The organism is Spirillospora sp. NPDC048823, assembly GCF_043198445.1.
In the GTDB taxonomy this organism is placed as follows: domain Bacteria; phylum Actinomycetota; class Actinomycetes; order Streptosporangiales; family Streptosporangiaceae; genus Spirillospora.
In genome coordinates this window covers 665,714-690,153 of the sequence record NZ_JBICUT010000002.1, presented here as the reverse complement: position 1 = coordinate 690,153, position 24,440 = coordinate 665,714, and the positions used below count along the sequence as shown (strand labels likewise).

General features: G+C 71.7%; 23 protein-coding genes. 9 read left to right on the top strand and 14 right to left on the bottom strand.

The window, feature by feature from the left end; all coding sequences use genetic code 11:
• Window positions 1-3 precede the first annotated feature (3 nt).
• From ACGFK0_RS06695 to ACGFK0_RS06650, 10 genes are all read right to left on the bottom strand, one after another.
• The gene (locus ACGFK0_RS06695; RefSeq protein WP_392901158.1) at window positions 4-3,120 is read right to left on the bottom strand and encodes a glycoside hydrolase family 38 C-terminal domain-containing protein; all 3,117 of its coding nucleotides are present in this window, start codon (window positions 3,118-3,120) and stop codon (window positions 4-6) included.
• Between the two features lie 30 nt (window positions 3,121-3,150).
• Window positions 3,151-4,005 (bottom strand): carbohydrate ABC transporter permease, encoded by an 855-nt coding sequence (locus ACGFK0_RS06690; protein WP_392901156.1) that lies wholly within the window; start codon window positions 4,003-4,005, stop codon window positions 3,151-3,153.
• Window positions 4,002-4,976 (bottom strand): carbohydrate ABC transporter permease, encoded by a 975-nt coding sequence (locus ACGFK0_RS06685; RefSeq protein WP_392901154.1) that lies wholly within the window; start codon window positions 4,974-4,976, stop codon window positions 4,002-4,004. The genes ACGFK0_RS06690 and ACGFK0_RS06685 overlap by 4 nt, the downstream gene beginning before the upstream one ends.
• A 7-nt stretch (window positions 4,977-4,983) precedes the next feature.
• Window positions 4,984-6,255, bottom strand: coding sequence for an ABC transporter substrate-binding protein (locus tag ACGFK0_RS06680; RefSeq protein WP_392901152.1), 1,272 nt, complete (start codon window positions 6,253-6,255; stop codon window positions 4,984-4,986).
• A 165-nt stretch (window positions 6,256-6,420) separates the two neighbouring features.
• A complete protein-coding gene (locus ACGFK0_RS06675) occupies window positions 6,421-7,122 on the bottom strand; it encodes a FadR/GntR family transcriptional regulator (RefSeq protein WP_392901150.1) in 702 nt (233 codons plus the stop codon).
• Between the two features lie 30 nt (window positions 7,123-7,152).
• Window positions 7,153-8,115 carry an alpha/beta hydrolase gene (locus ACGFK0_RS06670; protein ID WP_392901148.1) on the bottom strand — a complete coding sequence of 321 codons (963 nt, stop codon included), beginning with the start codon at window positions 8,113-8,115 and terminating at the stop codon, window positions 7,153-7,155.
• A 116-nt stretch (window positions 8,116-8,231) separates the two neighbouring features.
• Complete coding sequence (locus ACGFK0_RS06665; protein WP_392901146.1) at window positions 8,232-9,542, bottom strand: DUF5005 domain-containing protein; 1,311 nt, start codon at window positions 9,540-9,542, stop codon at window positions 8,232-8,234.
• A gap of 104 nt (window positions 9,543-9,646) precedes the next feature.
• The gene (locus ACGFK0_RS06660; RefSeq protein WP_392901144.1) at window positions 9,647-10,444 is read right to left on the bottom strand and encodes an SDR family NAD(P)-dependent oxidoreductase; all 798 of its coding nucleotides are present in this window, start codon (window positions 10,442-10,444) and stop codon (window positions 9,647-9,649) included.
• The gene (locus tag ACGFK0_RS06655; RefSeq protein WP_392901142.1) at window positions 10,441-11,490 is read right to left on the bottom strand and encodes a DUF4432 family protein; all 1,050 of its coding nucleotides are present in this window, start codon (window positions 11,488-11,490) and stop codon (window positions 10,441-10,443) included. Before ACGFK0_RS06655 ends, ACGFK0_RS06660 begins: the two co-directional genes overlap by 4 nt.
• 10 nt (window positions 11,491-11,500) lie before the next feature.
• Window positions 11,501-12,268, bottom strand: coding sequence for a phytanoyl-CoA dioxygenase family protein (locus ACGFK0_RS06650; RefSeq protein WP_392901140.1), 768 nt, complete (start codon window positions 12,266-12,268; stop codon window positions 11,501-11,503).
• 149 nt (window positions 12,269-12,417) lie between these two features.
• Between ACGFK0_RS06650 and ACGFK0_RS06645 the strand changes: the two genes are divergently transcribed.
• From ACGFK0_RS06645 to ACGFK0_RS06635, 3 genes are all read left to right on the top strand, one after another.
• Window positions 12,418-13,392: a sugar kinase gene (locus ACGFK0_RS06645; RefSeq protein WP_392901138.1), complete on the top strand. Its 975-nt coding sequence runs from the start codon at window positions 12,418-12,420 to the stop codon at window positions 13,390-13,392.
• 145 nt (window positions 13,393-13,537) lie between these two features.
• Window positions 13,538-13,966, top strand: a complete 429-nt coding sequence (locus ACGFK0_RS06640; RefSeq protein WP_392901136.1) for an anti-sigma factor — start codon at window positions 13,538-13,540, stop codon at window positions 13,964-13,966.
• Between the two features lie 62 nt (window positions 13,967-14,028).
• On the top strand, window positions 14,029-14,787 hold the full coding sequence (locus tag ACGFK0_RS06635) for an RNA polymerase sigma factor SigF (protein ID WP_392901449.1): 759 nt from the start codon (window positions 14,029-14,031) through the stop codon (window positions 14,785-14,787).
• Between the two features lie 51 nt (window positions 14,788-14,838).
• Here ACGFK0_RS06635 and ACGFK0_RS06630 read toward each other — a convergent pair whose 3' ends face one another.
• Window positions 14,839-15,420, bottom strand: a complete 582-nt coding sequence (locus ACGFK0_RS06630) for a hypothetical protein (protein WP_392901134.1) — start codon at window positions 15,418-15,420, stop codon at window positions 14,839-14,841.
• 100 nt (window positions 15,421-15,520) lie between these two features.
• Here ACGFK0_RS06630 and ACGFK0_RS06625 point away from each other — a divergent pair, with 100 nt between their 5' ends.
• Window positions 15,521-16,462 (top strand): diacylglycerol/lipid kinase family protein, encoded by a 942-nt coding sequence (locus ACGFK0_RS06625; RefSeq protein ID WP_392901132.1) that lies wholly within the window; start codon window positions 15,521-15,523, stop codon window positions 16,460-16,462.
• Window positions 16,463-16,778: 316 nt separating this feature from the next.
• On the top strand, window positions 16,779-17,033 hold the full coding sequence (locus ACGFK0_RS06620) for a WhiB family transcriptional regulator (RefSeq protein ID WP_358454760.1): 255 nt from the start codon (window positions 16,779-16,781) through the stop codon (window positions 17,031-17,033).
• A gap of 197 nt (window positions 17,034-17,230) precedes the next feature.
• On the opposite strand, the gene ACGFK0_RS06615 is transcribed toward ACGFK0_RS06620, so the two are convergent.
• Entirely contained in the window at window positions 17,231-18,886 is a 1,656-nt protein-coding gene (locus ACGFK0_RS06615; protein ID WP_392901129.1) for a sensor histidine kinase, read from the bottom strand.
• A gap of 75 nt (window positions 18,887-18,961) precedes the next feature.
• Here ACGFK0_RS06615 and ACGFK0_RS06610 point away from each other — a divergent pair, with 75 nt between their 5' ends.
• The 3 genes from ACGFK0_RS06610 to ACGFK0_RS06600 all read left to right on the top strand — a co-directional run bounded on the left by ACGFK0_RS06610 (window position 18,962) and on the right by ACGFK0_RS06600 (window position 21,765).
• Window positions 18,962-20,134, top strand: a complete 1,173-nt coding sequence (locus ACGFK0_RS06610; RefSeq protein WP_392901127.1) for an 8-amino-7-oxononanoate synthase — start codon at window positions 18,962-18,964, stop codon at window positions 20,132-20,134.
• Window positions 20,135-20,246: 112 nt separating this feature from the next.
• The gene (locus ACGFK0_RS06605; protein ID WP_392901447.1) at window positions 20,247-20,975 is read left to right on the top strand and encodes a GntR family transcriptional regulator; all 729 of its coding nucleotides are present in this window, start codon (window positions 20,247-20,249) and stop codon (window positions 20,973-20,975) included.
• Between the two features lie 112 nt (window positions 20,976-21,087).
• Window positions 21,088-21,765: a Uma2 family endonuclease gene (locus ACGFK0_RS06600; protein ID WP_392901125.1), complete on the top strand. Its 678-nt coding sequence runs from the start codon at window positions 21,088-21,090 to the stop codon at window positions 21,763-21,765.
• A gap of 32 nt (window positions 21,766-21,797) precedes the next feature.
• Here ACGFK0_RS06600 and bioB read toward each other — a convergent pair whose 3' ends face one another.
• Window positions 21,798-22,793, bottom strand: a complete 996-nt coding sequence (gene bioB, locus ACGFK0_RS06595) for a biotin synthase BioB (protein ID WP_392901123.1) — start codon at window positions 22,791-22,793, stop codon at window positions 21,798-21,800.
• A 3-nt stretch (window positions 22,794-22,796) separates the two neighbouring features.
• On the bottom strand, window positions 22,797-23,522 hold the full coding sequence (bioD, locus tag ACGFK0_RS06590; protein WP_392901121.1) for a dethiobiotin synthase: 726 nt from the start codon (window positions 23,520-23,522) through the stop codon (window positions 22,797-22,799).
• A gap of 189 nt (window positions 23,523-23,711) precedes the next feature.
• Between bioD and ACGFK0_RS06585 the strand changes: the two genes are divergently transcribed.
• Window positions 23,712-24,440: a hypothetical protein gene (locus ACGFK0_RS06585; protein WP_392901119.1), complete on the top strand. Its 729-nt coding sequence runs from the start codon at window positions 23,712-23,714 to the stop codon at window positions 24,438-24,440.

The following is a 24,440-nucleotide window of genomic DNA, read 5'->3' as shown; positions in this document are numbered from 1 at the left end:
CGTTCAACGCAGGACGGTGACGGTGACGACGCCGCACGCGGGCAGCCGTACCGTCATCGTGCCGTCCCGGACGGGCAGCTCCGCCGGGTCACGCTCCAGACCGCCGCTCAGCAGCGCGCCGGTGACGCCCGGCACGTGCAGCCGCGTCTCCACCGCGTCGGCGGCGAGCGACTGGAGCCGGATGGCCAGCCCGTCGCCGGCGCGTGCGCGGCCCACCGAGGTGACGAGCACGTCCGGGTCGTCCACGTGCAGGAACGTCCCGTTCGCCGGTGCGCTCGCCGCGGGCGGGTCGCCCGTGGCGAAGGTGGCGACGAACGGGTCGGTGAGGCCGGCGGCGGTGCGGGCGCCGAGCCTGCGGCCCGACCCGGCGGCGCCGGACGCGAAGGCGTAGCGGAAGGTGGTCTCGCCCTGCTGCTGGGACGGGAAGTTGGTGTCCCAGATGTTGTTCAGCGCCCACGAGTAGACGGTGCCGTCCTCGTTGTCGAGAGTGGGCGGGAACGGCGCGTACGGCATGTGGATGGAGCCGAACTGGACGAGCGGCGCCTCCAGCGTCGCCCACGCGACGGTCAGGCCGGGGTCCTCGAACGCGACCCAGTGCCGGATGGGGCGCATGTGCTCGGCCGATCCGGGGACGCTCGGGACCGCGGTGCCGCCGACGCCGCCGGTGAGCTCCCAGGCGGCCGGCGGCCCGTCCACGGCGAACGGGAACGCGAAGAACACCGCCTCCTTGGCCGCCGTGGGCTGCTTGCCCAGCTGGTAGCGGACGTCGACGCGCGGGACTCCGGCGTACAGGTCGATGGTGGTGCGCAGCCAGTCGACGCCCTTGCCGTGCTGCTCGATGACGAGCCGTTCGCCGGCGGGGGTGCGCTCGCACGCGGTGACGGTCGCGTGGGTGCCGACGGCCCGGTCGCCGAGCATGGTCTTGTCGTGGACGAGCATGTGCCCGGACATGTGGTTGAAGTGCGGCGCGGTCGCGTACCGGTCGTAGACGTACTGCCCGAACCCGGCGACGGAGCCGGAGTTCACCAGTTCACGGCCGGCGACCTTGTCGAACACCGAGCCGATGTGGCCTTCCCTGACGTCGTAGGCGACGCGGTAGAACTCGTTCTCGATCGTCCCGTCGGAGCCGAGGTCGATCGGCTCGGGCGCGGCGGCCCCGCCGCGGTCGGCGCCGGCGCGGACCACGTCGACGCGGACGTGCCCGTGGCCGGGGACGTCCGGTACCACCGCCTCCAGGTGGCGCCCGATGGGACGGGTGGGCCACTCGTCCGGGTCGACCTCCTCCTCGCGGTGCGGGACGGGCTCGCCGGTGCGGGCGTCCACGAGTGCGACCGGGACGTCCACGGCGACGACGTCGCGGGGCAGGAACGCGCGGGCCACGTCGGTGCGGGCGGCGGTGCCGGGGTTGACGACGAGGAACGACGCGAGCGCGTCAGGCGCCGCCCCGAACGTCGCGCCGAGCCGCCGGGCGCCGGACTGGAGCAGGTCGAGCGCGTCGTCGTGGGCCTGGTAGCCGACCTGCGACTTGCGGGTCCACTGCAGGCCGCCGGAGTCGCCGCCCTCTTCGGCGTCCTCCCACGGGTTCGCGGCGCCCCAGGTGTGCTCGTCGAACAGCGCGGCGCGGTCGTACGCCTCGTCGATCGCGGCGGGTGCGCCCGTGCGGTCGCCGCTGCGGTCGTCGGCGAGGGCGTGCAGCGTCTCGGCGGACCGCAGGATGTTCTGCGCGCGGCGGACGTGGCCGAGGGGGCGGGCACCGGAGCCGAGGCCGTCGGCCCACCAGTCGGTCCAGTCGCCCTCGTGGGTCTGGAGCCGGTCGCCGTGGTGCTCTTCGACGTACTCGAAGAAGTCGGCGTTGGTCGCCATCCGAAGCCGGGGGTACGCCCACGTCTCGTTCCACCGGTGCGCGATGTCGGCGGGGACGATCGACGGCCCGGCGTTGTCGGCGTGCGCGCCCTGCACGCGCAGGTGGACGGCGTCCAGGAAGTCGGGGTCCTTGGCGGCGCCGACCTGGCCGGGCGCGGCGTACCAGCCGAACGTCCCGGGCCCGTACGGGTAGGGGCGGTCGGCGAGGGAGCCGAGGTAACGGGGCAGCAGGTCCTCGGCGAGGTCGTAGCCGTCGACGAGCCCGACGGTGTTGCCCTCCATGTAGGCCATGCCGTGCGGGGTGTCGGTGAACCAGACGATCAGCTCGCCGCCGCCGGGCGACCGCCACCGGAACGGGCGGGCGAGCTTGTCGCCGCCCGTGATGTAGGGGACGGACCGCCCGGCCCAGTTGTGCGCCGCGGCCAGGTAGCGGACACCCGCCGCGTTCAGCGCGTCGACGGTCCCGGCGACCGCGCCCGGGATGTCGGTGTGCATGGCCGAGCGGACCTCGATGCCGTACTCGTGCCGCAGGTGCTCGACGAAGCGGAGCTGCCGGTACAGCTCTTCCGTCGAGCACGCCTCCGTGTGCAGCTGCATCGGGAACGCGGTGACCTCGATGGCGCCCGCGCGGACCCGCTCGGTGAACTCGGCGACCTGGTCGCCGGGTCGGGTCGCGAGCCAGCGCAGCGCCGGCATCGACGACTCCACCGACCACCGGAACCGGGCGTCGTCCGGGCGCCCGTCGGTCTGCCGCGCCAGCCGCAGCGCCGCGTCGAGGTAGTCCAGGTGGTGCCGCAGGACGGTGCCCTGCGTGTCGGTGTAGCCGATGTCCAGGTGCGAGTGGTGGACGACGAAGACGTTCCACTTGCGCTGCGGGAGGATGTCGAGCGGCGCGGCGCCCACGAGACCGTCCGCTCCGCCGGCGCCCGGCCGCCGCACCTCCAGGGTGACGCGGCGCGGGCCGTCCGCCTCGGGGACGAGCAGCGTGACGGTCTCGCCGGCGGCGGCGGTGGCGCTCGCGACGACGGTGTCACCGTCCTTGAGCGCCAGGTCCACGGGGCCGCCGCCGGCCGGTGTCAGCCGGACGGCCTGCCGGAGCTCGCCGGTCTCGTCCCGCTTGAACAGCGGCAGCACGGCGGCGCGGACGGACAGCCCCCGCACCGCGAGGACCTCGGTGGAGGTGTCCTCCCGCAGCGCTTCGCGGATCCCGTCATAGTCGGGCGAACCGAGGCTCGCCTGAAGCAGACGACTCGTCATCGTTATGCGTCACTCTTTCTCTGGGGAGCGTCAGAACTGGGCGAGGGTGAGCCCGCGGGTGAACAGCCGCTGCGTCGCGAGGAACAGCAGGACGGTCGGCAGCGAGACCACCAGCCCGGCGGCCAGCGCGATCGGCACGGGCGTCCCGGCGTACACGTCGGTGGTGAGCGCCGACAGCTCCGCCCACACCGGCCGGACGTTCTCCGACTGCGACAGCGTCAGGCCGAACAGCAGGTCGTTCCACACGAAGGTGAACTCCAGGATGAACACGGCGGCGAGGGCCGCCGAGGACAGCGGGAGGTAGATCCGCCAGAAGATGCGGAACGTGGACGCGCCGTCCAGCCGCGCCGCCTCGAAGATCGACATGGCGACGTTGCCGAAGAAGTTGCGCATCACGAGCGCGGCGAGCGGGACGTTGATCGCCGAGTAGATCAGGATCAGCCCGAGCCTGTCGTCGTACAGCGCGACCTTGCTGTAGCCGACGAACAGCGGGATCAGCAGCATCTGGAACGGCACCACGGTCCCCGCGAAGATCACGATGAACCAGGTGAAGCCGTGCTTGAGCCGCAGCACCACGATCGCGTAACCGGCGAGCGCGCCCAGCAGGACGGCCAGTGCCGGGGAGACGACGCTGTAGAGCAGGGTGCTCAGCAGCGAACTGCCGACGGCGGTCTGCTCCCACGCCTGCGAGATGTTGTCGAACAGCCCGATCGACGACGGCGGCGACACCGAGTCGGACGGATCGTAGTCGCCGGCGGGCCGGACGGCGTTCGCCACGATCAGGTACGTGGGGAACAGCCACACCACGCCGAGCACGGCCAGCACGGCGCGGCGCACCGTCCGGTTCAGCGCGCCCGCTCTCCGGCCGCCGCTTCGCTCCGTCACGACATCTCCTCCTTGCCGATCTGGCGGCGCAGGTAGACGTACGAGGCCAGGCCCGTGATGGTGGTCAGCAGCACCGCGACCGCCGAGCCGTATCCGTACTCGTTGGCGACGAACACGTCGCGGTACATGGTCACGGCGAGCGTCTCGGACGAGCGTCCCGGCCCGCCCTGCGTCATCACCCAGACGATGTCGAAGTTCTTCAGGCCCGCCACGAGCGCGAGGCCGAGCACGACGGTGGTGATGGGCCGCATCAGCGGCCAGGTGACGTGCCGGAACATCGACCATCCGGACGCGCCGTCGATGCGGGCGGCCTCGATGGGTCCCTTCGGGATCGACTGCAGGCCGACGACGAACAGCAGCATGTTGACGCCGAGCTGCTGCCACGTCCACACCACGATCATCGCGAGGGTGTTGCGCGGGCCGTCCTGGAGGAAGGCGGTGTCGCCGCCGGGCATGCCGAGGGTCGTCAGGATCTGGTTCACCATGCCGTCCGGCTGCAGGATGAAGCCCCAGATCACGCCGAGGCCGGCGCCCGACATCGCGTACGGCAGCAGGAACGGCAGCCGGAACCAGCCGCCGCCCCTGACGTCGTAGGACAGCACGGCGACGAGCAGCCCGCCTCCCACCGGCAGCGCGACGGTCCCGACGACCCACAGCAGCGTGTTGCGGATCGAGATGAGCAGGGCATCGTCCTCAAGGAGCCGCCGGTAGTTGTCGAGGCCGGTGAACTCCGGCGACGCGAGCCCGTCGTAGGAGGTGAAGCTCAGGTACGCCGTCCACAGGAACGGCAGGTAGAGCAGGACGGCGACCAGCAGCACGGCCGGTGAGATGTAGACGTGCCGGAACCGGCCGTGCAGCGCGAAACCCTTCCCGGGACGGCCGCCGCGCGAGCCGCGGCGGCCGGTCCCCGGACGGTGCCCGCGCTCCACCGCCGGCGCCGGAGGGTCGGCGGTGGCCTTGTGCGTGCTCATGAATGGATCAGCTTCCGCCCTTGTGCGACTTCCAGTAGTCCTCGTTCACCTTCTGGATGTTCTTGAGGACGTCCATGTACGAGCCGGGCTCGTTGAGGAACTTGTCGAACCCGCTGAGCGCCTCGGTGAGGACGGGCGGGGGCGCCGCCTCGAAGTAGCGCAGGATGAGCCGGTTCTCGTTCGACGCGGCCTCCTTGGTGACCTTGTCCAGCTCGGGGTCGGCGACCTTCACCTTCGGGTTGCCGGACACGTCGCCGCGCGCGTTGGACCACTTCTCCTGCGCCGCGGGCGTGATCCACCACTTGAGGTACTTCGTGCTGGCCTCCGGGTCGGGGGCCTTGCGCAGCGAGCACAGCGGCCCGCTCTCGAAGATCAGTGACCGCTTCTGCAACTGCGGGTTCACGTTCGGGATGAAGAAGAACCCGTAGTCCTCGCCCTGCTTGAGGCCGCGCTGGGTCATGCTCGTGTTGAACCACGTCCCGTTGATGACCATGGCGGCCTCACCCGACTTGAAGTGGTCGGCGGGATCGGACTTGTCGCCCGGCTTGGTGAAGTAGCCGGCGTCGATCATCGACTTCCAGCGCTCCATCACCTTCACCACGCCGGGGTCGGTGTAGGACGCCTCGCCCTTCGACAGCCGGTCGTACAGGTCGGGGTCGCTGCCGGCGAGGAGCTGCTCGAACCAGGCGAAGGAGAACAGCGACGTCGGGGTGGTCTGGTTGAAGGGCACCTGGCCCTTCGACTTGAGCGTCCGCGCGACCTTCTCGAGCTCTGCCCAGGTCGTGGGCGGCTTCAGGTCGTGCTCGGCGAAGAGCTTCTTGTTGTAGAACATGCCCCAGTAGGCGGTGTTCAGCGGGACGCAGTACTGCTTGCCGTCGACCGTGTAGTAGGTCTTCAGTTCCTCGGTCAGGTCGCCGCTCTTGATGGCGTCCTGCCAGAGCTTCGTCGTCTCGGCGACCTGGTTCTGGTCGACGATCTCCTTCAGCCGCCCACCGGTCGTCCAGGTGAACAGGTCCGGTTTGACGTTGGTGCGGAACGAGCTCTTGATGAACGCCGTGTAGGTCGGTTCGTCGGTGTAGCCGACCGGTTTCATGTCGAGGCCGGTCTGCTGCTTGCCGAGCACGGCCATCTGCTCGAAGAAGGGCTTCCATGCGCCCTTGTCGTTGTAGAGCTTCAGTTCGGACTTGTCGCCGCCGCCGTCGCCGGATCCGCAGCCGGCGGCGAGCAGCAGCGCGCCCATGGTGAACGCGGTCACCCGCAGTCGCTTGGACGACAACATGGTGAGCCTCCTTCATCGGGTGGGTGCCCGATCGGGGTGGTCGAAGGATGAACAGACCGCGCGGCGCGTCCGCCGGGCGGCAGGGTGCGGGGGTGCGGGGGTGCGGTGATTACGGGGTGCGGGGGTGCGGGGGTGCGGGCTACGGGGTACGGAGATGCGGCTCGCTCAGCCGAGCCGCTGCTCGATCACGTGTTTGACGTCGGCGAGGTGGGAGCGCATGAGCTCCTCGGCCTCCCGTTCCGCTCCGGTCTCGATGGCACCGAGGATCGCCCGGTGCTCCTCGTAGTCCCGGGTGCGGTCGTCGAAGATCCGTTGTATCTCGCGCTGCTCGGTGGAGTGCACCATCAGCAGCGAGTCGATGACCTCGCAGAGGACGGAGTTGCCGGCGGCGCCGGCGGTGGCCCGGTGGAAGGCCATGTTGGCGTCGTGCAGCCGCGCCTCGGCCTCCTCGCCGGAGGTCAGGTTCCGGGCCGCATCGGCCAGGACGGTGCGGAGCCGTTCGAGGTCGCCGGGCTCGGACCGGTGGGCGGCCTGGGCGGCCAGCGGCGGCTCGATCAGCAGCCGGGCGTCCAGGAGCTGGAGCAGCCGGTCGCCGTCCAGCGTCCGGGCGTTCGGGTTCGGGATGATCACCCGTTCGAGGTCGGCGCCCACATAGATGCCCGAGCCGTGCCGGAGCTGGATCGCTCCGGTCGCCTCCAGCCTGCGCAGCGCCTCCCGCAGCGTCGGCGTGGTCACCGCGAAGCGCTGCGACAGCTCGCGCGCCGACGGCAGCCGGTCGCCGGCGCTCAGGCCGTCCGACCTGATCAGCTCCAGCATCCGCTCGGTCAGCGCATCCGCCAGGCTCGGCCGGGCCACATCGTGTGACATCGCCACCTCGTTCCCAAGAAGTAAAGTCATCTAATCACTTAGCGACTGGTCGTGTCCAGCCTTTCCTGCCAGGTCACCGGCGAGGTTCCGCCGCAGGACGGCCCGCTCCTCCTCGAACGCCAGCCGCCCCAGCCGCGCGGTCATGATGCCGTCGAACCCGTGGCACGCGCCCGGCACATGGTGAACCTCGGTGGAGACCCCCGAGACGATCAGGCGGTGCGCGTAGTCGAGATCCTCGTCCCGCAGCGGGTCGAACTCCGCGACCAGCACGTACGCGGGCGGAAGGCCGCTCAGGTCGGTGGCGCGGGCGGGCGCCGCATACGCCGGGACGCCGGCCCGCCCGCCCAGGTAGTGCCGCCACATGTGCTCGACGTCGGTGCGGTTGAACAGCGGCGGCTCGGTGAACGCCCGCATCGACGGGGTGTCCATGCGGTCGTCCAGGACGGGATAGAGCAGCATCTGGAACACCAGCGGCGGACCGCCCTCGTCCCGCGCGCGCAGCGCCACCGCGGCGGCCAGCGCGCCCCCGGCGCTCCCCCCGCCCACCGCGACCCGCTCCGGGTCGCCGCCGAATCCGGCCGCGTGCTCATGCGCCCACACCGTCGCCGCGTAGCAGTCCTCGAACCCGGCGGGGAACGGATGCTCGGGCGCGAGCCGGTAGCCGACCGACACGACCGCGATCCCGTCCTCGGCGGCGAACTTCACGCATCGGCCGTGCTCGTTGTCCAGGCCGCCGGTGACGAACCCGCCGCCGTGGAAGTACACGAGCACGGGCGCCGGACGCGCGGCACGCCCCGGACTGTAGATCCGCACCGGCACGGGAGGCGCACCCGGCGGCCCCGGGATCATCCGGTCCCGGATCTCGGCGCCCGCCCCGGCGACGGGTTCACTCAGGGCGGCGACGAGGTCGCGCATCGCCGTTCGGGCCTTGAGCGGGTCGGCCAGCCCGACATGGGGCATTCCGTCGAGCGCGGCGGCCAGGTCGGCGTCCATGGGACCTCCATGTCCGAAGGGGATGGACGCGCCCCCGGGCGGGAGGTCACCCGGGGGCGCGTGGGGAGCGGTACCGCCGTGGACGGAACGGCGATGCCGCGGCATTGCGGGCGGTGTCAGCCGGAGACCGGCAGGTTGACGTAGCGCGCCCGGTAGATGGTGACGTCCCGGTAGTTGTCGTTCTCGGGGCCCTTGGTGGCGTCCAGGCTGTTCACGTTGTAGGAGATGACCAGGTTGCCGCTGGACGACAGCGAGGCGTGCTGATGGGCGTTGTAGGTGTAGACGTCCGGGTCCCCGTAGGAGCCCCAGGCGCCGGTCTCGGGCGTCGAGTAGACGGTCTGCTCGGCGGTGAACGGCCCGCCTGCCGAGCAGGACAGCAGCACGTCGATCTCCGCACCGAAGGCGATCTTCGTGTCCTGGTTGACCATGATGTAGTGCGGGCCGCGCCGGGTGACGCTGAACTCGTTGGACACGTCGCTCATCAGCCGCGCCGACGCCGTCTCCGTCCACGACCAGCCGGCCGCCGTCCGGTACTCCCACCTGCCGCGCAGGTCGGAGCCGAGCACCCGCGCGACGTGCAGGTACTTGGTGTTCACCTTCGTTTCGGGGTCGGTGTAGTCCTCGGTGCCGTAGATGTAGGTGTGGCCGCCGTCCTTGAGCAGCGCCGAGCCCCACTGGACGCCGTCCGCCGAGGGCATCGCCCTCACCTGCGTGGGCTCGGACAGGTCGCCGGTGGAGAAGCGTGCGAGGACGTTGCCCTTGAACTTCATGTCCCACCCGGTGCCGTTCGTCGGGTCGGGGTCGTAGTACTCGCGGTAGACCTGCTGGATCTCCGAGCCGCTCTGGGTGAGGTCACCGGCCCAGTACCAGTGGGCCGGCTGCGGGGGCGGCATGACCGCCTCCGGGGCGGCGGCCGTCCCGCCGTGGACGGTGCTGAGCCCGCCGCCGGCGGACTGCACGACGAAGGAGCTGTTGATGAACGGGGTCGTCCCGCCGTCGTCGACGGTGAGCGGGCGGGAGCCGTCCGCGTTGACCTTGCCGAGGAACGTGTCGGAGTAGGCGTAGACGAGGCGCCCGTCCGACAGCTTCAGCGAGTACGTGGTGTCGGCGCCGGTCCAGTCGTCCAGGAGGGCGTTGCTGTTGCCGTAGGCGGTGAACTTGCCGTTCACGGCCGTGTTCGGCGCGGCCGTGCCGAACGTCGGCGCTGGGCGGCCGGAGCAGACCGGCCCGGCGGCGCTGTTCCCGGGGCCTTTGCCGTGCCCCTTCGCGTAGCCGTTTCCGGCCGTCCCGGCCGCGGCCGGGACGGCCGGAACGGTGGCCAGCCCGGCGCCGAGCACCAGGGCGGACGTGATGGCGGCGGCACGCGTCCGCCGCCGGCGTCGTGGCCGGGCGGGAGAGGAGGGCTGGGAGGGGACGGGATCCTGCATGGAAGCCTCCGCGAGCGCACACCGTGTGAACCAGGGGACGGATGGGGTTGGCGGTTCACACGCGGCCCGTGCGCCACATCATTATTCATTAGATGACTTGGTGTCTAGATCTCTGGGAGAGCGGCGGGGTTGCGGGCGAGAAGGCCGCCGTCCACGCGGTGCTCGGCGCCGGTCACGAACGACGAGCGCGGCCCGGCGAGGAACGCGACCATCTCGGCGACCTCGGCCGCGTTCGCCACCCGTCCGAGCGGATGCGCCCGTCCCCACTCGGCGACCTGCGCGTCCTGGCTCGACTCCCCGCGGAACAGGTCGGCGGCCCAGCGCAGCATCGGGGTGTCGACCGACCCCGGGCAGACCACGTTGGCGCGGATGCCGTCGGCGGCGTGGTCGAGCGCCATCGCCCGCGTCAGCGCGTTGATCGCGGCCTTGCTGGCGCTGTAGGCGGCGACCCGGTCCTGCGAGACGAAGGCCTGCACCGACGACATCGTCACGATCGCCCCGCCGCCCCGGCGCCGCAGCTCGGGGACGGCGGCACGGCAGGCGAGGAAGACGCCCTTGACGTTGACGCCGAGCACCTCGTCCCACAGCTCCTCGGAGGTCTCCTCGACCGTCCCGTAGCGCTGGACGCCGGCACAGGTCACCACCACGTCGAGCCCCCCGTGCCGGGACACGGCCGTCTCGACCAGGCCGCTCATCTGCGCGGCGTCGGTCACGTCCGCCACCGCGCCGGTGACCTCCAGGCCGTCCGCGCGCAGTTCCCGCTCCGCCCGCCCGACGCCGTCCGCGCCGAGGCCGCAGAACACCACCGCGGCGCCGTCCGCCGCGAGCCGCTCCACCACGGCCCGTCCGATCCCCAGCGACCCGCCGGTCACGATGGCGACCCTGCCGTCGAACTCCTTCATGTGTCCCCCTCGATCACGCCCGCGCTCAGCCGGAGCCTCCGGGTGCAGTGCGGCTCCAGCCGGAGCGCGGTCCCGTTGGCGGCCGCCGCCGCGAGCCCGTCCGTCGGATATCCGGCGAACGGTTCCAGGCCCATCACGTACGCGCGGCCCCACCACGGATGCCCGGTGGTCGCGCCGGACTCCTGCCACAGCCACAGATGCGGCAGGACGGACACGTCCCAGCGCACCCGCATCCCGAGGCCGCCGTCCGGATCGACGACCTCGTAGCGGCCCTCGTCCAGGCCGGCGAGGTAAACGATCTCACTCGGCGCACCGCGGCCGGGAACGACGTCGAGGTCGACGACCCCGCCGGTGTCGCCGGGGACACGCGGCCACGCGTGCGGCCCGCCTCCCGCGACGCGGCGGCCACCGGGCCCGATGGCGGTCTCGTGCGGGACGACCCGGGCGGCGCCGGGCAGCCTGATCCGGTGCCCCGGGCGCAGGAAGGGCGCGCCGAACACGATGTGGTGCCCCCACATCACGTCCAGCGGCACACCGGACTCGTTGGCCAGTTCCTCCTCGATGACCAGCTCGGGCTCGCCGGACCGGAGCCGGAGCGTCTTGACCAGCCGGAGCGGCATCCGCCTGGCCCGCACGCCGAGCCGGACGGCGACCTCGCCGGGGTCGTCGGCCACGATCTCGGCGTCCCACGGAAGGCCGGCGACCTCGCCGTGCTGGGCGAACGCGGCACCCCGGTAGGTGCTCGGGGCGCCGCCGTTCGGCAGGACCTCCTGCCACCCGCCCTCGTAACCGTCGAGGAACACGGCGGTGTCGTCCGCCGCGCCGCCGGCGACGTCCCGCGGGTTGCGCAGGCCGCCGGGCGACAGCCACACGAAGTCCATGTCGCGCGGCTTGAAGCAGAACTCGGCGATGTCGCCGCCCTTGCCCGCGAGGACGGTCACCCTCAGCAGTTCGTTCTCCAGCACCAGGGCGTCCACGCCCGCCCAGGTGATCTCGTGGACGCGGGCGCCCCAGTTCCGGGACGGCCGGTGGCGTCGATACGTCATCGGCGGCCGGTCAGCCCCAGGTCTCCGCGCCGCTGAAGGCGAAGTGCTCGCCGGGCGTGTAGCGGGGCCGCGGCTGGTACTCGTTCACGCCCGGCTCACCGCGCAGCAGCAGCGCGGACGGGAACGGCAGCGGCTCCTCGGTGATCCGGGTCGAGGTCGGGATGTAGCGGATCGTGAGGCCGCAGCGCCGGTGGGGCGAGTTGTTGGCGTTGCTGCCGTGCATGATGTTCGGGTGGTGGACCTCGACGTCCCCGGGTTCGAGGACGAGGTCCACGGCGCGGGACTCGTCCACCCCGACCGCGCTCTCCACGCCGAAGACGGCGCCGGCGTCGTCGCGCTCCCTGACCTCGTGCAGGTCGTCCTTGTGGCTGCCGGGGACGACGCGCAGGCAGCCGTTCTCCGGCGTCGAGCGGTCGATGGCGAGCCAGAGCGTCACGACGCGCATCGGTTCGAGCGGCCAGAACGCGCCGTCCTGGTGCCACAGGACCGCCTTGCCGGTGTAGGGCGGCTTGGAGATGTAGGCGGAGGCGAACAGGGCGATGTCGGGTCCGATGAACCGCTGCGCCACGTCCAGCAGCCGGTCGTCGGAGACGAGCCGCACCCAGAAGGGGTCCTTGGCGACCAGTTCGGTGGACAGGTCCTCACCGGTCCGGTCGGGGTGGCGCTCCTGCAGCCAGCGGACGTGCTGGTCGGCCTCGGCGATCAGCGCGGAATCGATGACGTTCCTGAAGATCGCGTATCCGTCGTCGTCGTAGCCTCGCATCGGATCGTCGTCCATGGGCGTCCCTTCTGTGTCCAGTCTGTGTCCGGCCGAGGGCGGGGTCTCGCGCGGGTGGTGTGCATCGGCACCCGCAGTCTTAGTCATCAGATCACTTGTTGTCTAGATGTATCGTCGCCCTATCGCGGCCGCCCCGCAGAGAGGACCCCATGAGCACGCTGGACACCGTGGTCCCGGCGAACCCCGGACGACCCGCCCGGATCGCCCTGATCGGCGAGTGCATGATCGAACTGAGCCATGTCGCCCCCGACCGGCTCGCGCTCGGATACGCCGGGGACGTCTTCAACGTCGCCGCCTACCTCGCCCGGAGCACCGCCCCCGGGACGGCCGACGTCCAGTTCGCCACCCTCATCGGCGACGACCCCTACAGCGCCTTGATGGCCGAGTCCTGGGCCGCCCACGGCGTCGGGGCACGGCACACCCGCGCCGTCCCCGGCGGGCAGGCCGGCCTCTACCTGATCCGCACAGACGGTGACGGTGAGCGGACGTTCCACTACTACCGGTCGCAGTCGGCCGCCCGGGGCCTTTTCGGGCCTTCCCAACCGGACGAGGTCGACGACGCCCTCGCCGGTCACGACCTCGTCTACCTCTCCGGGATCTCCCTGTCGATCATGACCGGCCGGGCACGGGAACGGCTGCTCGCCGTCCTGGACGAGACCCGGCGGCGCGGCGGGCTGGTCGCGTTCGACGGCAACTACCGCCCGGCGGGGTGGTCCTCGCCCGCCGCCGCGGCCTCCGCCATGTCCGCGGTCCTGTCCCGCACCGACATCGCGCTGCCGACCCTCACCGACGACCGCGCCGTCTTCGGGGACGCCTCCGCCGCCGACTCCGTTCGCCGTCTGCGAACGGCCGGGGTGGCCGAGATCGCCGTCAAGACCGGCGAGCGCGGGTGCGTGATCGCCGACGGCGACGTCCAGGAGTCCGTCCCGGCCGTGCCCGGCGTGGCCGTGGTCGACACCACGGCGGCGGGCGACGCGTTCAACGGCGGCTACCTCGCGGCCAGGCTCGGCGGCGCCGGGCGGCGGGCGGCGGCCGAGACGGCCTGCGTCCTCGCCGCCCGCGTCATCGCCCACCGGGGCGCGCTGCTGCCCGCCGAGCCCCGTCCGGCCGGGTCGCACACGTGATGCACGCCTCCCTCGCAGGAGGTTTGGAACACGTCGTTTCACGTCGGCGCGGACATTGGTGAGAAAGCCACGCGCGCCGGAGTCTCCCACAGTGCTTCGCAGGCGGTAGTTTCGAAGCAGCGGGACCATCCTGCGAGGGAGTGACGTGACCGAGGAAACCGCTGCGATGCCGACCAGTACGAAGTTGTCCGTCCGCGACGTGGTGACGGTGAAGCTGCCCGCCGCGAGCGCCTACCTGTCCGTCCTGCGGACCGCCACCGCGGGGCTTGCGGCCAGGCTGGACTTCACGCTGGACGAGATAGAAGACCTGCGCATCGCCGTCGACGAGGCGTGCGCGATGCTGCTCGCCCAGGCCGTCCCTGGGACGGACCTGGTATGCGAGTTCGAACTGACCGGGGACGCCATGCGCATCTCCGTGTCGGTGCTCACCGTGGACGGCGAGGAGCCCAGCCGCGACACCTTCGCCTGGACGGTCCTCTCGTCGCTGGCGGGCGAGGTGGACGCCCAGGTGGGCGCCGACGACAGGGTCACCGTGACGCTGCAGAAACGGCGCGGTACGGCGGGGTCCCCGTGACGGAGAAGACGACGACGGAGCAGACGGTCGCCGACGTGAGCACCGAGCGGACCGAGAGCGCGGTGCCCGACCGGGCCCGTGCACGTGCCCTGTTCGAGCGCCTTGCAGTGCTCCCCGAGGGCGATCCGGAGCGCCAGCGCATCCGCGACCAGCTCGTGGAGCTCCATCTGCCGCTGGTGGAGTACCTCGCCCGCCGCTTCCGCAACCGCGGCGAGTGGCTGGACGACCTGATCCAGGTCGCCACCATCGGCCTGATCAAGTCCATCGACCGGTTCGACCTGGAACGGGGCGTGGAGTTCTCCACCTACGCCACCCCCACCATCGTCGGCGAGATCAAGCGGCACTTCCGCGACAAGGGCTGGGCCGTGCGCGTCCCGCGCCGGCTGCAGGAGCTCAAGCTGTCGCTGACCAAGGCGATCAGCGACCTCGCCCAGCGCGAGGGCCGGGCGCCGACCGTCAGCGAACTCGCCGCGCACCTGCAGATGAGCGAGGAGGAGGTGCTGGAGGGCCTGGAGTCGGCGAACGCCTACTCCACCGTGTCCCTGGACGCCCCCGACTCCGGTGACGAGGACGCCCCGGCGGTGGCCGACTCGCTCGGCATGGTCGACGAGTCGCTGGAGGGCGTGGAGTACCGCGAGTCCCTCAAGCCGCTGCTGGAGAAGCTGCCCGCCCGGGAGAAGAAGATCCTGCTGCTGAGGTTCTTCGGCAACATGACCCAGTCGCAGATCGCCGCCGAGCTCGGCATCTCCCAGATGCACGTGTCGAGGCTGCTCGCCCGCACCCTGGCCCAGCTCCGCGAGGGCCTCACCGCCGACGAGTAGCCGACGGTGCCGGACGGTGCCGAGGGGCCTTGCGGCTCCCTCGGCGCCCGATCACTTCTTCGTGTCGTCGACCTTCAAGCGGTCCTTGAGGCGTTGCCCCAGAGAGCGCGATTCCGTGGGCGGCGCCTCCGCGGCGGCGGAGCGTTCGCCGCCCCCGCGGCCTTCGTCCCCGTCTCCTTCGTTCCCGTGGCCGTCGGCGCGGTCGCCTTCGTCCCCGTCCCTCTCGTCCCCCGCGTCCGGTGCGTGTTCCTCGTCGTGGTCCTCGATGAGCCAGGCGGTGCTGGGCGGGCTGAGCACGGCCACCAGGGCGAGGACGGCCATCGCGGCCATCGGGATCGCGATGGCGGGACGTTCGCTCTGCCACAGCGACCATGCGACCGGCAGCGCGAACAGCTGGGTCAGCACCGTGGGCGCGCGGCTCCACTGGTCGGCGCGCAGCAGCCCCCGGGCGCAGGCCAGCATCCCGAGGCCGCCGGCGAGGGACAGGACGGTCACCCCGATCGCGCTGGCCGGATCGACGGCTGCGCCGCGGGCGGTCTCCACGCCGGTGTAGACGCCGAATCCGACGGCGGCGACGCCTTCCGCGGCTTCGAGAGCGGCGGCGGCCTGCACGGTGAAGGGACGCTTCGACACAACCCGAAACCCTACTCCCGTGCCGCGCCGCCCCCGTGCGCACCCGGATCGGAGGCGAACGCCGGGCGAACGCATCCGGAACGCTCGGTACGCTGACGCCGTGCGCGCCATGCTCATCGCCAATCCCAAGGCGACCTCCACCTCCCGGCGGGCCCGCGACATCCTCATGCGGGCGTTCACCGGCGACCTCGACCTCGTCCTCGCCGAGACCGGCCACCGCGGCCACGCGACCGAACTGGCCCGGCGGGCGGCCGTGGACGGCTACGACGTCGTGATCGCGCTCGGCGGTGACGGCACGGTGAACGAGGCGGTCAACGGGCTGCTCGCCGACGGGCCGTCCCCCGATCTGCCGGCCCTGGCGGTGCTGCCGTCCGGCAGCGCGAACGTGTTCGCCAAGACGCTCGGCCTGCCCGCCGACCCGATCGGCGCGACGAAGTCGGTGCTGGAGGCGCTGCGGGCGGGCCGGTACCGGACGGTCGGGCTCGGGACGGCGAGCCATGACGGCGGCGCCGAACGCTATTTCACGTTCTGCGCGGGCGTCGGGCTGGACGCGGAGGTCGTCCGGGAGGTGGAGCGCCGCCGCGCCGCCGGGGCCACGGCCTATACGTCGCTGTACGTCCGGACGGCGATCCGGCATTTCTTCTCCGGTACGGATCGGCGGCGTCCCGCCCTCACTTTGGAGCAGCCCGGACGTCCCCCGAAAACGGGGCTGTTCCTGGCATTTATCTCCAATACCTCTCCGTGGACTTACATGGGCCATGTCCCGGTGAATCCGAGCCCGAGGGCGAACTTCGCGCGCGGCCTGGACGTGTTCGGAATCCGTTCGCTGGAGGTGGGTCCGACGCTGGGGGCGGTGGCGCAGATGCTGACGGCCCGCGCCCGTCCCCTCCAGGGCCGCCACGTGGTGAACGTGCACGACGCGTCGGAGGTGACGCTGCGCGCAGACCGTCCGGTGGCGTTTCAGCTGGACGGCGACTACCTCGGCGAGCAACGCAGCGTGACGTTCCGGTCCGTTCCCAAGGCGATACGCGTCGTCATTTAAGGCGCGTCCTCTCACTCCGCAGGGTCATGGTGTGCCAGGTGAGAGCCAAGTAACACGCCCGTCCCGCGGGTGTGACACATGCGACACCCATACTTTGAGAATCCTTTCTCAAAGGTCTTGCGTCCGCCTGCGCCGCCCTGACAGGCTCAAAGTGCGTTTTCCGAGACAGGAGCCCCAACGCCGTCGGCTTCCCTGCTCGCAAGCGCCGCCGAACATTCACCCCTGGACCTGGCTACCGCCACCCCGGGAGTTCGCGACATGTGAAATCGTTCACAAAAGTGGAGCAACTCCACCACCTGACGAAGGAGTGGACCGCATGGACTGGCGCCACCGCGCAGCCTGCCGTGACGTGGACCCCGAGCTGTTCTTCCCGATCGGCAACACCGGGCCCGCGATCCTGCAGATCGAAGAGGCCAAGCAGGTGTGCCGGCGCTGCGACGTGACCGACGCCTGCCTGCGCTGGGCACTGGAGTCCGGCCAGGACTCGGGCGTCTGGGGTGGAATGGGCGAAGACGAACGCCGCGCCCTCAAGCGCCGTGCCTCCCGCATCCGAGCCCGCACCAGCCTCTGACCCACGCCCGGCCTGCCCCCCGGTCGGCCCCGTAGCGGCGCCGCCTCCGAGCCTCCCGGCCGGAGAGCGAACCGCCCCCATGAGACTCTCCCGAAGCACCCGTGACCACCACCGGCCGCGGGTGCTTCGCCGTCCCCGCCGAGAACGGAGCCGCCTCCCGAGCCCCGGGCCAGGCTCCGGGGAGGAGGGAAAGGCGATCAGACTCTGGGGCGGTGGTGGTCCAGGGGGACGTCCACGACGACCTCCGTGCCGCCGCCGGGGCGGGGACGGAAGTCCAGGCGGCCGCCCAGTTCCCCCACGATCAGGGTGCGGACGATCTGAAGGCCGAGGCTGTCGCTGCTCTCCACGTCGAAGTCCGCCGGGAGCCCGACGCCGTCGTCCGCGACCACCGTGACGAGACGGCGCCCGGCGGGCTCCTCGACGGGGGCCTCGCGGGACTCGTGATCGCCGGCCGCCGGCCATTCACCCCAGACCGCCACACCGCCGCGCTCGCGCGCCTCGCCGCCCTCGCCGTGGCGTTGCGCGACGACCTCCAGGGTCCCGAACCGGCTGGCGAAGCCGTGTTCCAGGGCGTTCTGCAGCAGTTCGGTGAGCGCCATCGCCAGCGGCGTCGCCACCTCGGCGGGCAGGACGCCGAAGCTCCCGGTCCGCTTGGGCGTGACCTTCGTCTCCGGGGTGGACACCTCCGCCGCCATCGTGATCACCCGGTCCGCGATGTCGTCGAAGTCGATCAGCTCGTCGGGGGTGTGCGACAGCGTCTCGTGCACGATCGCTATGGATCCGACGCGCCGGACCGCCTCGTCCAGCGCGGCCCGTCCCTCCGGGACCTGCAGCCGCCGCGCCTGGAGCCGCAGCAGCGCCGCGACCGTCTGCAGGTTGTTCTTCACCCGGTGGTGGATCTCCCGGATGGTGGCGTCCTTGGTCAGCAGCTCCCGGTCCCGCCAGCGCAGCTCGGTCACGTCCCGGCACAGCACGATCGCGCCGATCCGCGTCCCTCCGACGACCAGCGGGATCGTCCGCAGCTGCATGATCGAGCCGCGTGACTCGACCTCCACCTCGCGGGGCGCGCGGCCGGACAGGACGACGCTCAGCGCCTCCTCCATCGGCTCGCCGGTGTCGCACAGGTCGGCGGTGACCTGCCCCAGCGCCTCCCCGACCAGGTCCGCCGGGTAGCCGAGCCGCCGGTAGGCCGACTGGGCGTTGGGGCTGGCGTAGGTGACCCGGCCCGAGCGGTCCAGCCGCATCAGCCCGTCGCCGACGCGCGGCGAGCGGACCATGTTCGGCTCGTCCCCCGGCACCGGGAACCGCCCCTCGGAGATCATCGTCGCGAGGTCGCTGGCGCTCTGCAGGTACGTCAGCTCCAGCCGGCTCGGGGTGCGGGCCGAGCTGAGGTTCGTGCTGCGCTGGATCACGCCGAGGACCTTGGCGCCGCGCCGCACCGGGATCGACTCCTCCCGGACGGGGATGCCGCTGCCCCACTCCGGGTCGCCCTCCCGGACGATCCGCCGCTCCCGCCACGCAACGTCGATCAGCCCGCGCCGTCCCGTCCGGACGACCTTTCCGACGAGGTCCTCCGGGTAGGCGGTCGGCCCGGTCGTCGGCCGCATCTGCGCGATCGCCACCCAGCCCGGCACGGTCGCGCCGGTGTCGATCGCGCCCCGCTGCCCCCGGCCCCCGCGGGAGGCCGCGTCGGCGGGCAGCGCGTCCGCCGACCGCAGCGGCACCCAGAGCAGCAGGTCGGCGAACGACAGGTCGGCGAGGAGCTGCCAGTCCGACACGAGCGCGTGCAGCCACTCCAGGTCGGCCTCGGTGAGGTCGGTGTGATCGCGGACCAGATCGGTCAAGGTAGGCACGCGACCATCATCGCCGATCGCCTTTGGCGCCGGGCCCGGTCCCCCTGCCCGCGGGCGGCCTGACAGGATTCTCGGATGACCGCAGGACGAGACTCTCTGGCCCGGCTCCGGGACGCGGCCGCGCGGCGCGCCGAGGCCGGGCTGCGGCGGACGCTGCGTCCCCGTCCCGCCGGACCCGGCGGACTCGCCGACCTGGCGTCCAACGACTACCTCGGGCTCTCCGGGGACCCGCGCTTGGTCGAGGGGGCCGTCGCCGCGGCCCGCGCCTGGGGCACCGGCTCCACCGGCTCGCGTCTCGTCACCGGGACCACCGAACTGCACGCCGAGCTGGACCGGCGGCTCGCGGCGTTCGCCGGCAGTCCCGCGGGGCTCGTCTTCTCCTCCGGCTTCCTCGCCAACCTCGGCGCGGTCACGGCCCTCGCGGGGCCCGGCGCGCTCGTCGTGTCCGACCAGGTCAACCATGCCTCCATCGTGGACGCGTGCCGGCTGTCGCGATCCCGCGTGGTGATCGTCCCGCACCGGGACGTCGCAGCCGTGGAGCGGGCGCTGGCCGGACGCGAGGAGGACGACGCCGTCGTCGTCACCGACGCGGTGTTCTCCGTGGACGGCGATCTCGCTCCGCTGGGGGCGCTGCACAGGGTCGTCCGTGCGCACGGTGCGCTGCTGGTGATCGACGAGGCGCACGCGCTCGGCGTCGTCGGCGACCACGGCCGGGGTGCGGCGCACGCCGCCGGCCTCGCGGGCGAGCCGGACGTCATCCTCACCCTGACCCTGTCGAAATCGCTGGCCTCCCAGGGCGGCGCGGTCCTCGGCGCCCCCGAGGTGATCGGAACGCTGGTCGACACCGGCCGGTCGTTCATCTTCGACACCGGCCTGAACCCGCCCGCCGCGGGCGCAGCGCTCGCCGCCCTCGACGTCCTCGAGTCCGACCCGGAACTGCCCGCCCGCGCCCGCGGCCGCGCCCGCCGCATCGCCGGGCTCGCGGCCGGTTCCGGCCTGGAGACCCGCGAACCCGGCGCGGCCGTCGTCCCGGTCTTCCTCGGCGAGCCGCACGCCGCCGTCCGCGCCGCCGGGATCTGCGCGGAGCACGGGCTTCACGTCGGCTGCTTCCGCCCGCCCTCGGTACCGAAGGGCCGCGCCTGCCTCCGCCTCACCGCACGCGCCACGCTGCGGGAGTCGGACCTCACACGCCTCGGGGAGGCCCTGGCGGATGTGGCGTCTTCTACCGCCCGTAGTCTTCACGCATAACATCGGGGAAAACCGATGGTGAACGTGAGGAGATGCCGTGACGGAGGTCAGGGGCGGGCCCCGGCACGGGGGCGGATTCGAGCACGGATTCGATCGGGCCTCGCTCGGCGACATCGGTAAGCGCCACCCGAATCAGGCACCCCGTATCCCCAAGTACTACAAGCTCAAAGAGCTCCTCGTCGAGCTGATCCAGTCGCTCCCGCCGGGCAGCCCGCTGCCGCCCGAACGGACCCTCGCCGAGAAGTACGAGACCTCCCGCACCACCGTCCGCCAGGCCCTCGCCGAACTCGTCGTCGAAGGCCGCCTGCAGCGCATCCAGGGCAAAGGCACCTTCGTCGCCAAGCCGAAGGTGTCGCAGGAACTCCAGCTCGTCAGCTACACCGAGGACATGCGGCACCACGGGCTGCGCCCCGAGACCCGCATCCTGGAGGCCGGATACGTCAGCGCGGACGAACAGCTCGCCACCCTCCTGGCCATCCGCCCCGGCGGCCGGGTGCTGCGCATCCACCGACTCCGCCTCGCCGACGGCGAGCCCATGTCGATCGACACCTCCCACCTCCCCGCCCGCCGCTTCCCCGGCCTGCGCCGCGAACTCCCCCGCCACCGCTCCCTGTACGAGACGCTCGCCACGGCCTACGACGTCCACCTGACCGAGGCCGAGGAGACCATCGAGACCGTCCTCGCCACCCCCCACGACGCCCAGCTTCTGGGCGTGGACGTCGGCCTCCCCATGCTGCTGCTCTCCCGCCACGCCTTCGACACCACCGGCCAGCCCGTCGAATGGGCCCAGTCCCTCTACCGAGGCGACCGCTACAAGTTCATCACCCGCCTCCGCCGCTGACCTCCGGCCTCGTCCCGCCTCACCCTCGGCGCCCTCACGATTCTCGACCACAGGTTCGAAGGATCTGGCTACGCTGGGTGCATCCCTTCTCTACGCTGACTGGGAGCAGATCGTGAGGGAGGAGTCACGGATCGTGAGAGTCCTGTCTGAAGACGAATTGTCGAAATTGCCCGACACGCCCTACAACCTGTGGGCACGCGGTGAACTCGATGACTACGTCGACGCCCCCGAAGGATCCCGGATCGAGGTCATCGGAGGAAAGGTCGTCGTGTCACCACCGCCCGGGCTCCCGCACAACGCCATCGCTGGGGACATCAACTACGCCCTGGTTCGTGCACACGTGCTTCAGCCCGACTACGTCTGGAAAACGGACCAGGGGACCGGTATGTCCCTCGTTGGTGTCGGTGAAGGGTTCGTCCCGGACCTGATGATCGCGGACCAGGACGTATATCTGGCCGCGCGACGCTCCGGGGTGCGGACGCTCGTGCCTGACCAGGTCGAGCTGGTCGTGGAAGTGACTTCGCTCAGCAACGCCGAGTACGACCAGCAGCCAGCCAAACGCCGGCACGACAACAACAAATGGAACGGCTACGCCGCTGCCGAAATCCCCTACTACCTCCTGGTCGACCGCTCCCCCAAGGTCGCGCGCTCCATCCTGTACTCCATTCCGGACCAGAGCTTGGCCGCATACCTGCACCAGGAGTCCTGGGAATTCGGAGAGACGATCCATCTCCCCGACCCGTTCGACATCGAGATCGACACCGCCGAATGGAAGCCCTGGGACGACTGAGCCCAGCGGAGGCATCCGACCAGTGACTCGCCCTACAAGGTCTGGCTTAGGGCCTTGATGGGCATTTGCAGGTCGGTGAGGAGTTCCAGGTCCTTCTCTGCGGGGCGGCCGAGGGTGGTCAGGTAGTTGCCGACGATGATGGCGTTGATGCCGCCGAGCATGCCGTCGCGGGTGCCGAGGTCGCCGAGGGTGAGTTCGCGGCCGCCGGCGTAGCGGAGGATGGTGCGGGGCAGGGCCAGGCGGAACGCGGCGATGGTGCGGAGCGCGTCGGCGCCCTCGACCAGCGGGAGGTCGGCGAACGGAGTACCGGGGCGGGGTGCGAGGAAGTTCAGCGGGACCTCGTCGGGCTCCAGTTCGGCGAGCTGTGCTGCGAACTCGGCGCGCTGCTCGATGGTCTCCCCCATGCCGACGATTCCGCCGCAGCACACCTCCATGCCGGCGTCCTTGACCATGCGGAGGGTGTCCCAGCGTTCCTCCCACGAGTGGGTGGTGACCACGTTCGGGAAGTAGGAGCGGGCCGTCTCCAGGTTGTGGTTGTAGCGGTGGACGCCCATCGCGGACAGCTCGTCCACCTGCTCCTGGGTCAGCATCCCGAGCGAGCAGGCGATGTTGATCTCTACGGCGTCGTTGATGGCCTTGATGCCGTCGCGGACCTGCGACATGAGGCGCTCGTCCGGTCCGCGGACGGCCGCGACGATGCAGAACTCGGTGGCGCCGGTCTTCGCGGTCTCCTTCGCGGCCTCGACGAGTTCGGGGATGTTCAGCCACACCGAGCGGACGGGCGACTCGAACTTGCCCGACTGCGAGCAGAAGTGGCAGTCCTCGGGGCAGCCGCCGGTCTTGAGCGACACGATCCCCTCGACCTCGACCTCGGGTCCGCACCAGCGCATCCGGACGCCGTGGGCGAGCGCGAGGAGGTCCCCCACCCGGTCGTCCGGGAGGGTCAGGCATTCGAGGACCTGGTCGGCGGTCAGGCCCCTGCCCTCGTCCAGCACCTGACGGCGGGCTACGTCGAGGATGTCGCTCACGTACTACTCCTTGTCGAGGCCGAAGCTGTCGCGGAACGCGGCGGCGTCGAAGCCGCCGCCGAACGAGGGGGCCAGGCCGCGGTGTGCGGCCAGGAGGAACTCCGCCGGGTCCAGCGCGCCCGCGCCGGCGGGCAGGGCGCCCGACAGCGGCCGGGCCGCGATGGTCTCCAGGTCGCGGATGTTGCTGCGCATCGCGAGGTCCGGGTCGTCCGGCCATTCGCCGATGACGACGCCCGCGAGCTGCACGCCGCGGTGCGCCATCGCCTCCAGGGTGAGGGCGGTGTGGTTGAGGGTGCCGAGGCCGGGGCGGGTCACGACGACCACGGCGGCGCCGAGCCAGCGGGCGAGGTCGGCGATCGTGGTGCCCTCGTCGTCGTAGCGGACGAGGAGGCCGCCCGCCCCCTCGATCAGCACCAGGCGGCGGTCGCCGGACAGTTCCCGCACGCGTTCGGCGACGTGGGGCAGCCGGACGGGTGGGACGCCGGCGCGGCGTGCCGCGGCGGCGGGCGACAGCGGGTCGGGGAAACGCGCGAACTCGTGGACGTCGTCGAGGCCGGCGAGCCTCCGGACGTCGTCGAGGTCGCCGGGCTCCCCGTCGCGGGTACCGGTCTGGCCGGGCTTGACGACGGCGATGGGCGCGCCGCGCGTGGCGGCGACCGCGGCCAGAGCCGCGGTGACGACGGTCTTGCCCACGCCCGTACACGTCCCGGTGACCACGAGCACACTCACAACGCGTGACACTAGCGCGGGGCCGTCGCGCGGACGGTCGCCGAATCCCACAGTCTTCCGCGGCCGTTTTTGTAAGAGGTTCGGTGGGCGGAACCCAGGGGGTGGGGCGGGCGTCCAACTGTCATGGCCGGTCCGTACACGCGTACCCGCCGGGCGCCGTTGCTCGCCTGCACGGCCTTGGCGGCCTGCATGGCGCTGACCGCGTGCGGCGACGACTCCGGGACCGCAGGGCCGCCGCCCCCGTCCCCCGCACCGACCTCGTCCTCGTCCCCCGCCAAGGAGCCCGCCGGTGAGCAGCTCGTGCTGCGCTGGCGGAAGACGGGCGGCATCGCGGGCATCGGCGGTCCGGGAAGCGTCCCCGACTTCTCCCTCTACTCCTCGGGACGCGCGGTCGCCGCGTCCGAGGGGGCGCGGGGCGGGCTGACGGAGTACCGCCTGAAGCCGGAGGCGCTTCAGCGGCTCCTGGACGGGGCCCGCGCGGCCGGTTTCGGCCGTTCTCACACGGTCGGCTCCGACCGGATCGCGGACGCGATCATCACCGTGGTCACGATGGGCGAGGCGAAGACCCGGATCATCCAGCCCGAATCCCAGGCGGGCGCCGAGTCGGCGTTCCTGAAGCGCCTCGACCCGGCGGGCTGGCCCGCGTCCGACCAGGCCGCGCCGCCCGAGCCGTACACGCCGGGGAGGACGGCGGTGCTGGCGGGCGAGACCCTCGGGACGGGAACCGTCAAGGAGTGGCCGCTCGGCCCGCTCGGCGACGGGGTGGAGGCGGCGGGCGGCATCTGCACGCTGGTCCCGTCCGGGAAGGTCCCCGAGACCCGCCCGGGCATCGCCTGGCGCAGCGGGGGCAAGACGTACTCGGTCCGGCTCCGCCCCCTCCTCCCCGGCGAGTCGTCCTGCCGGGACCTGAACACCTAG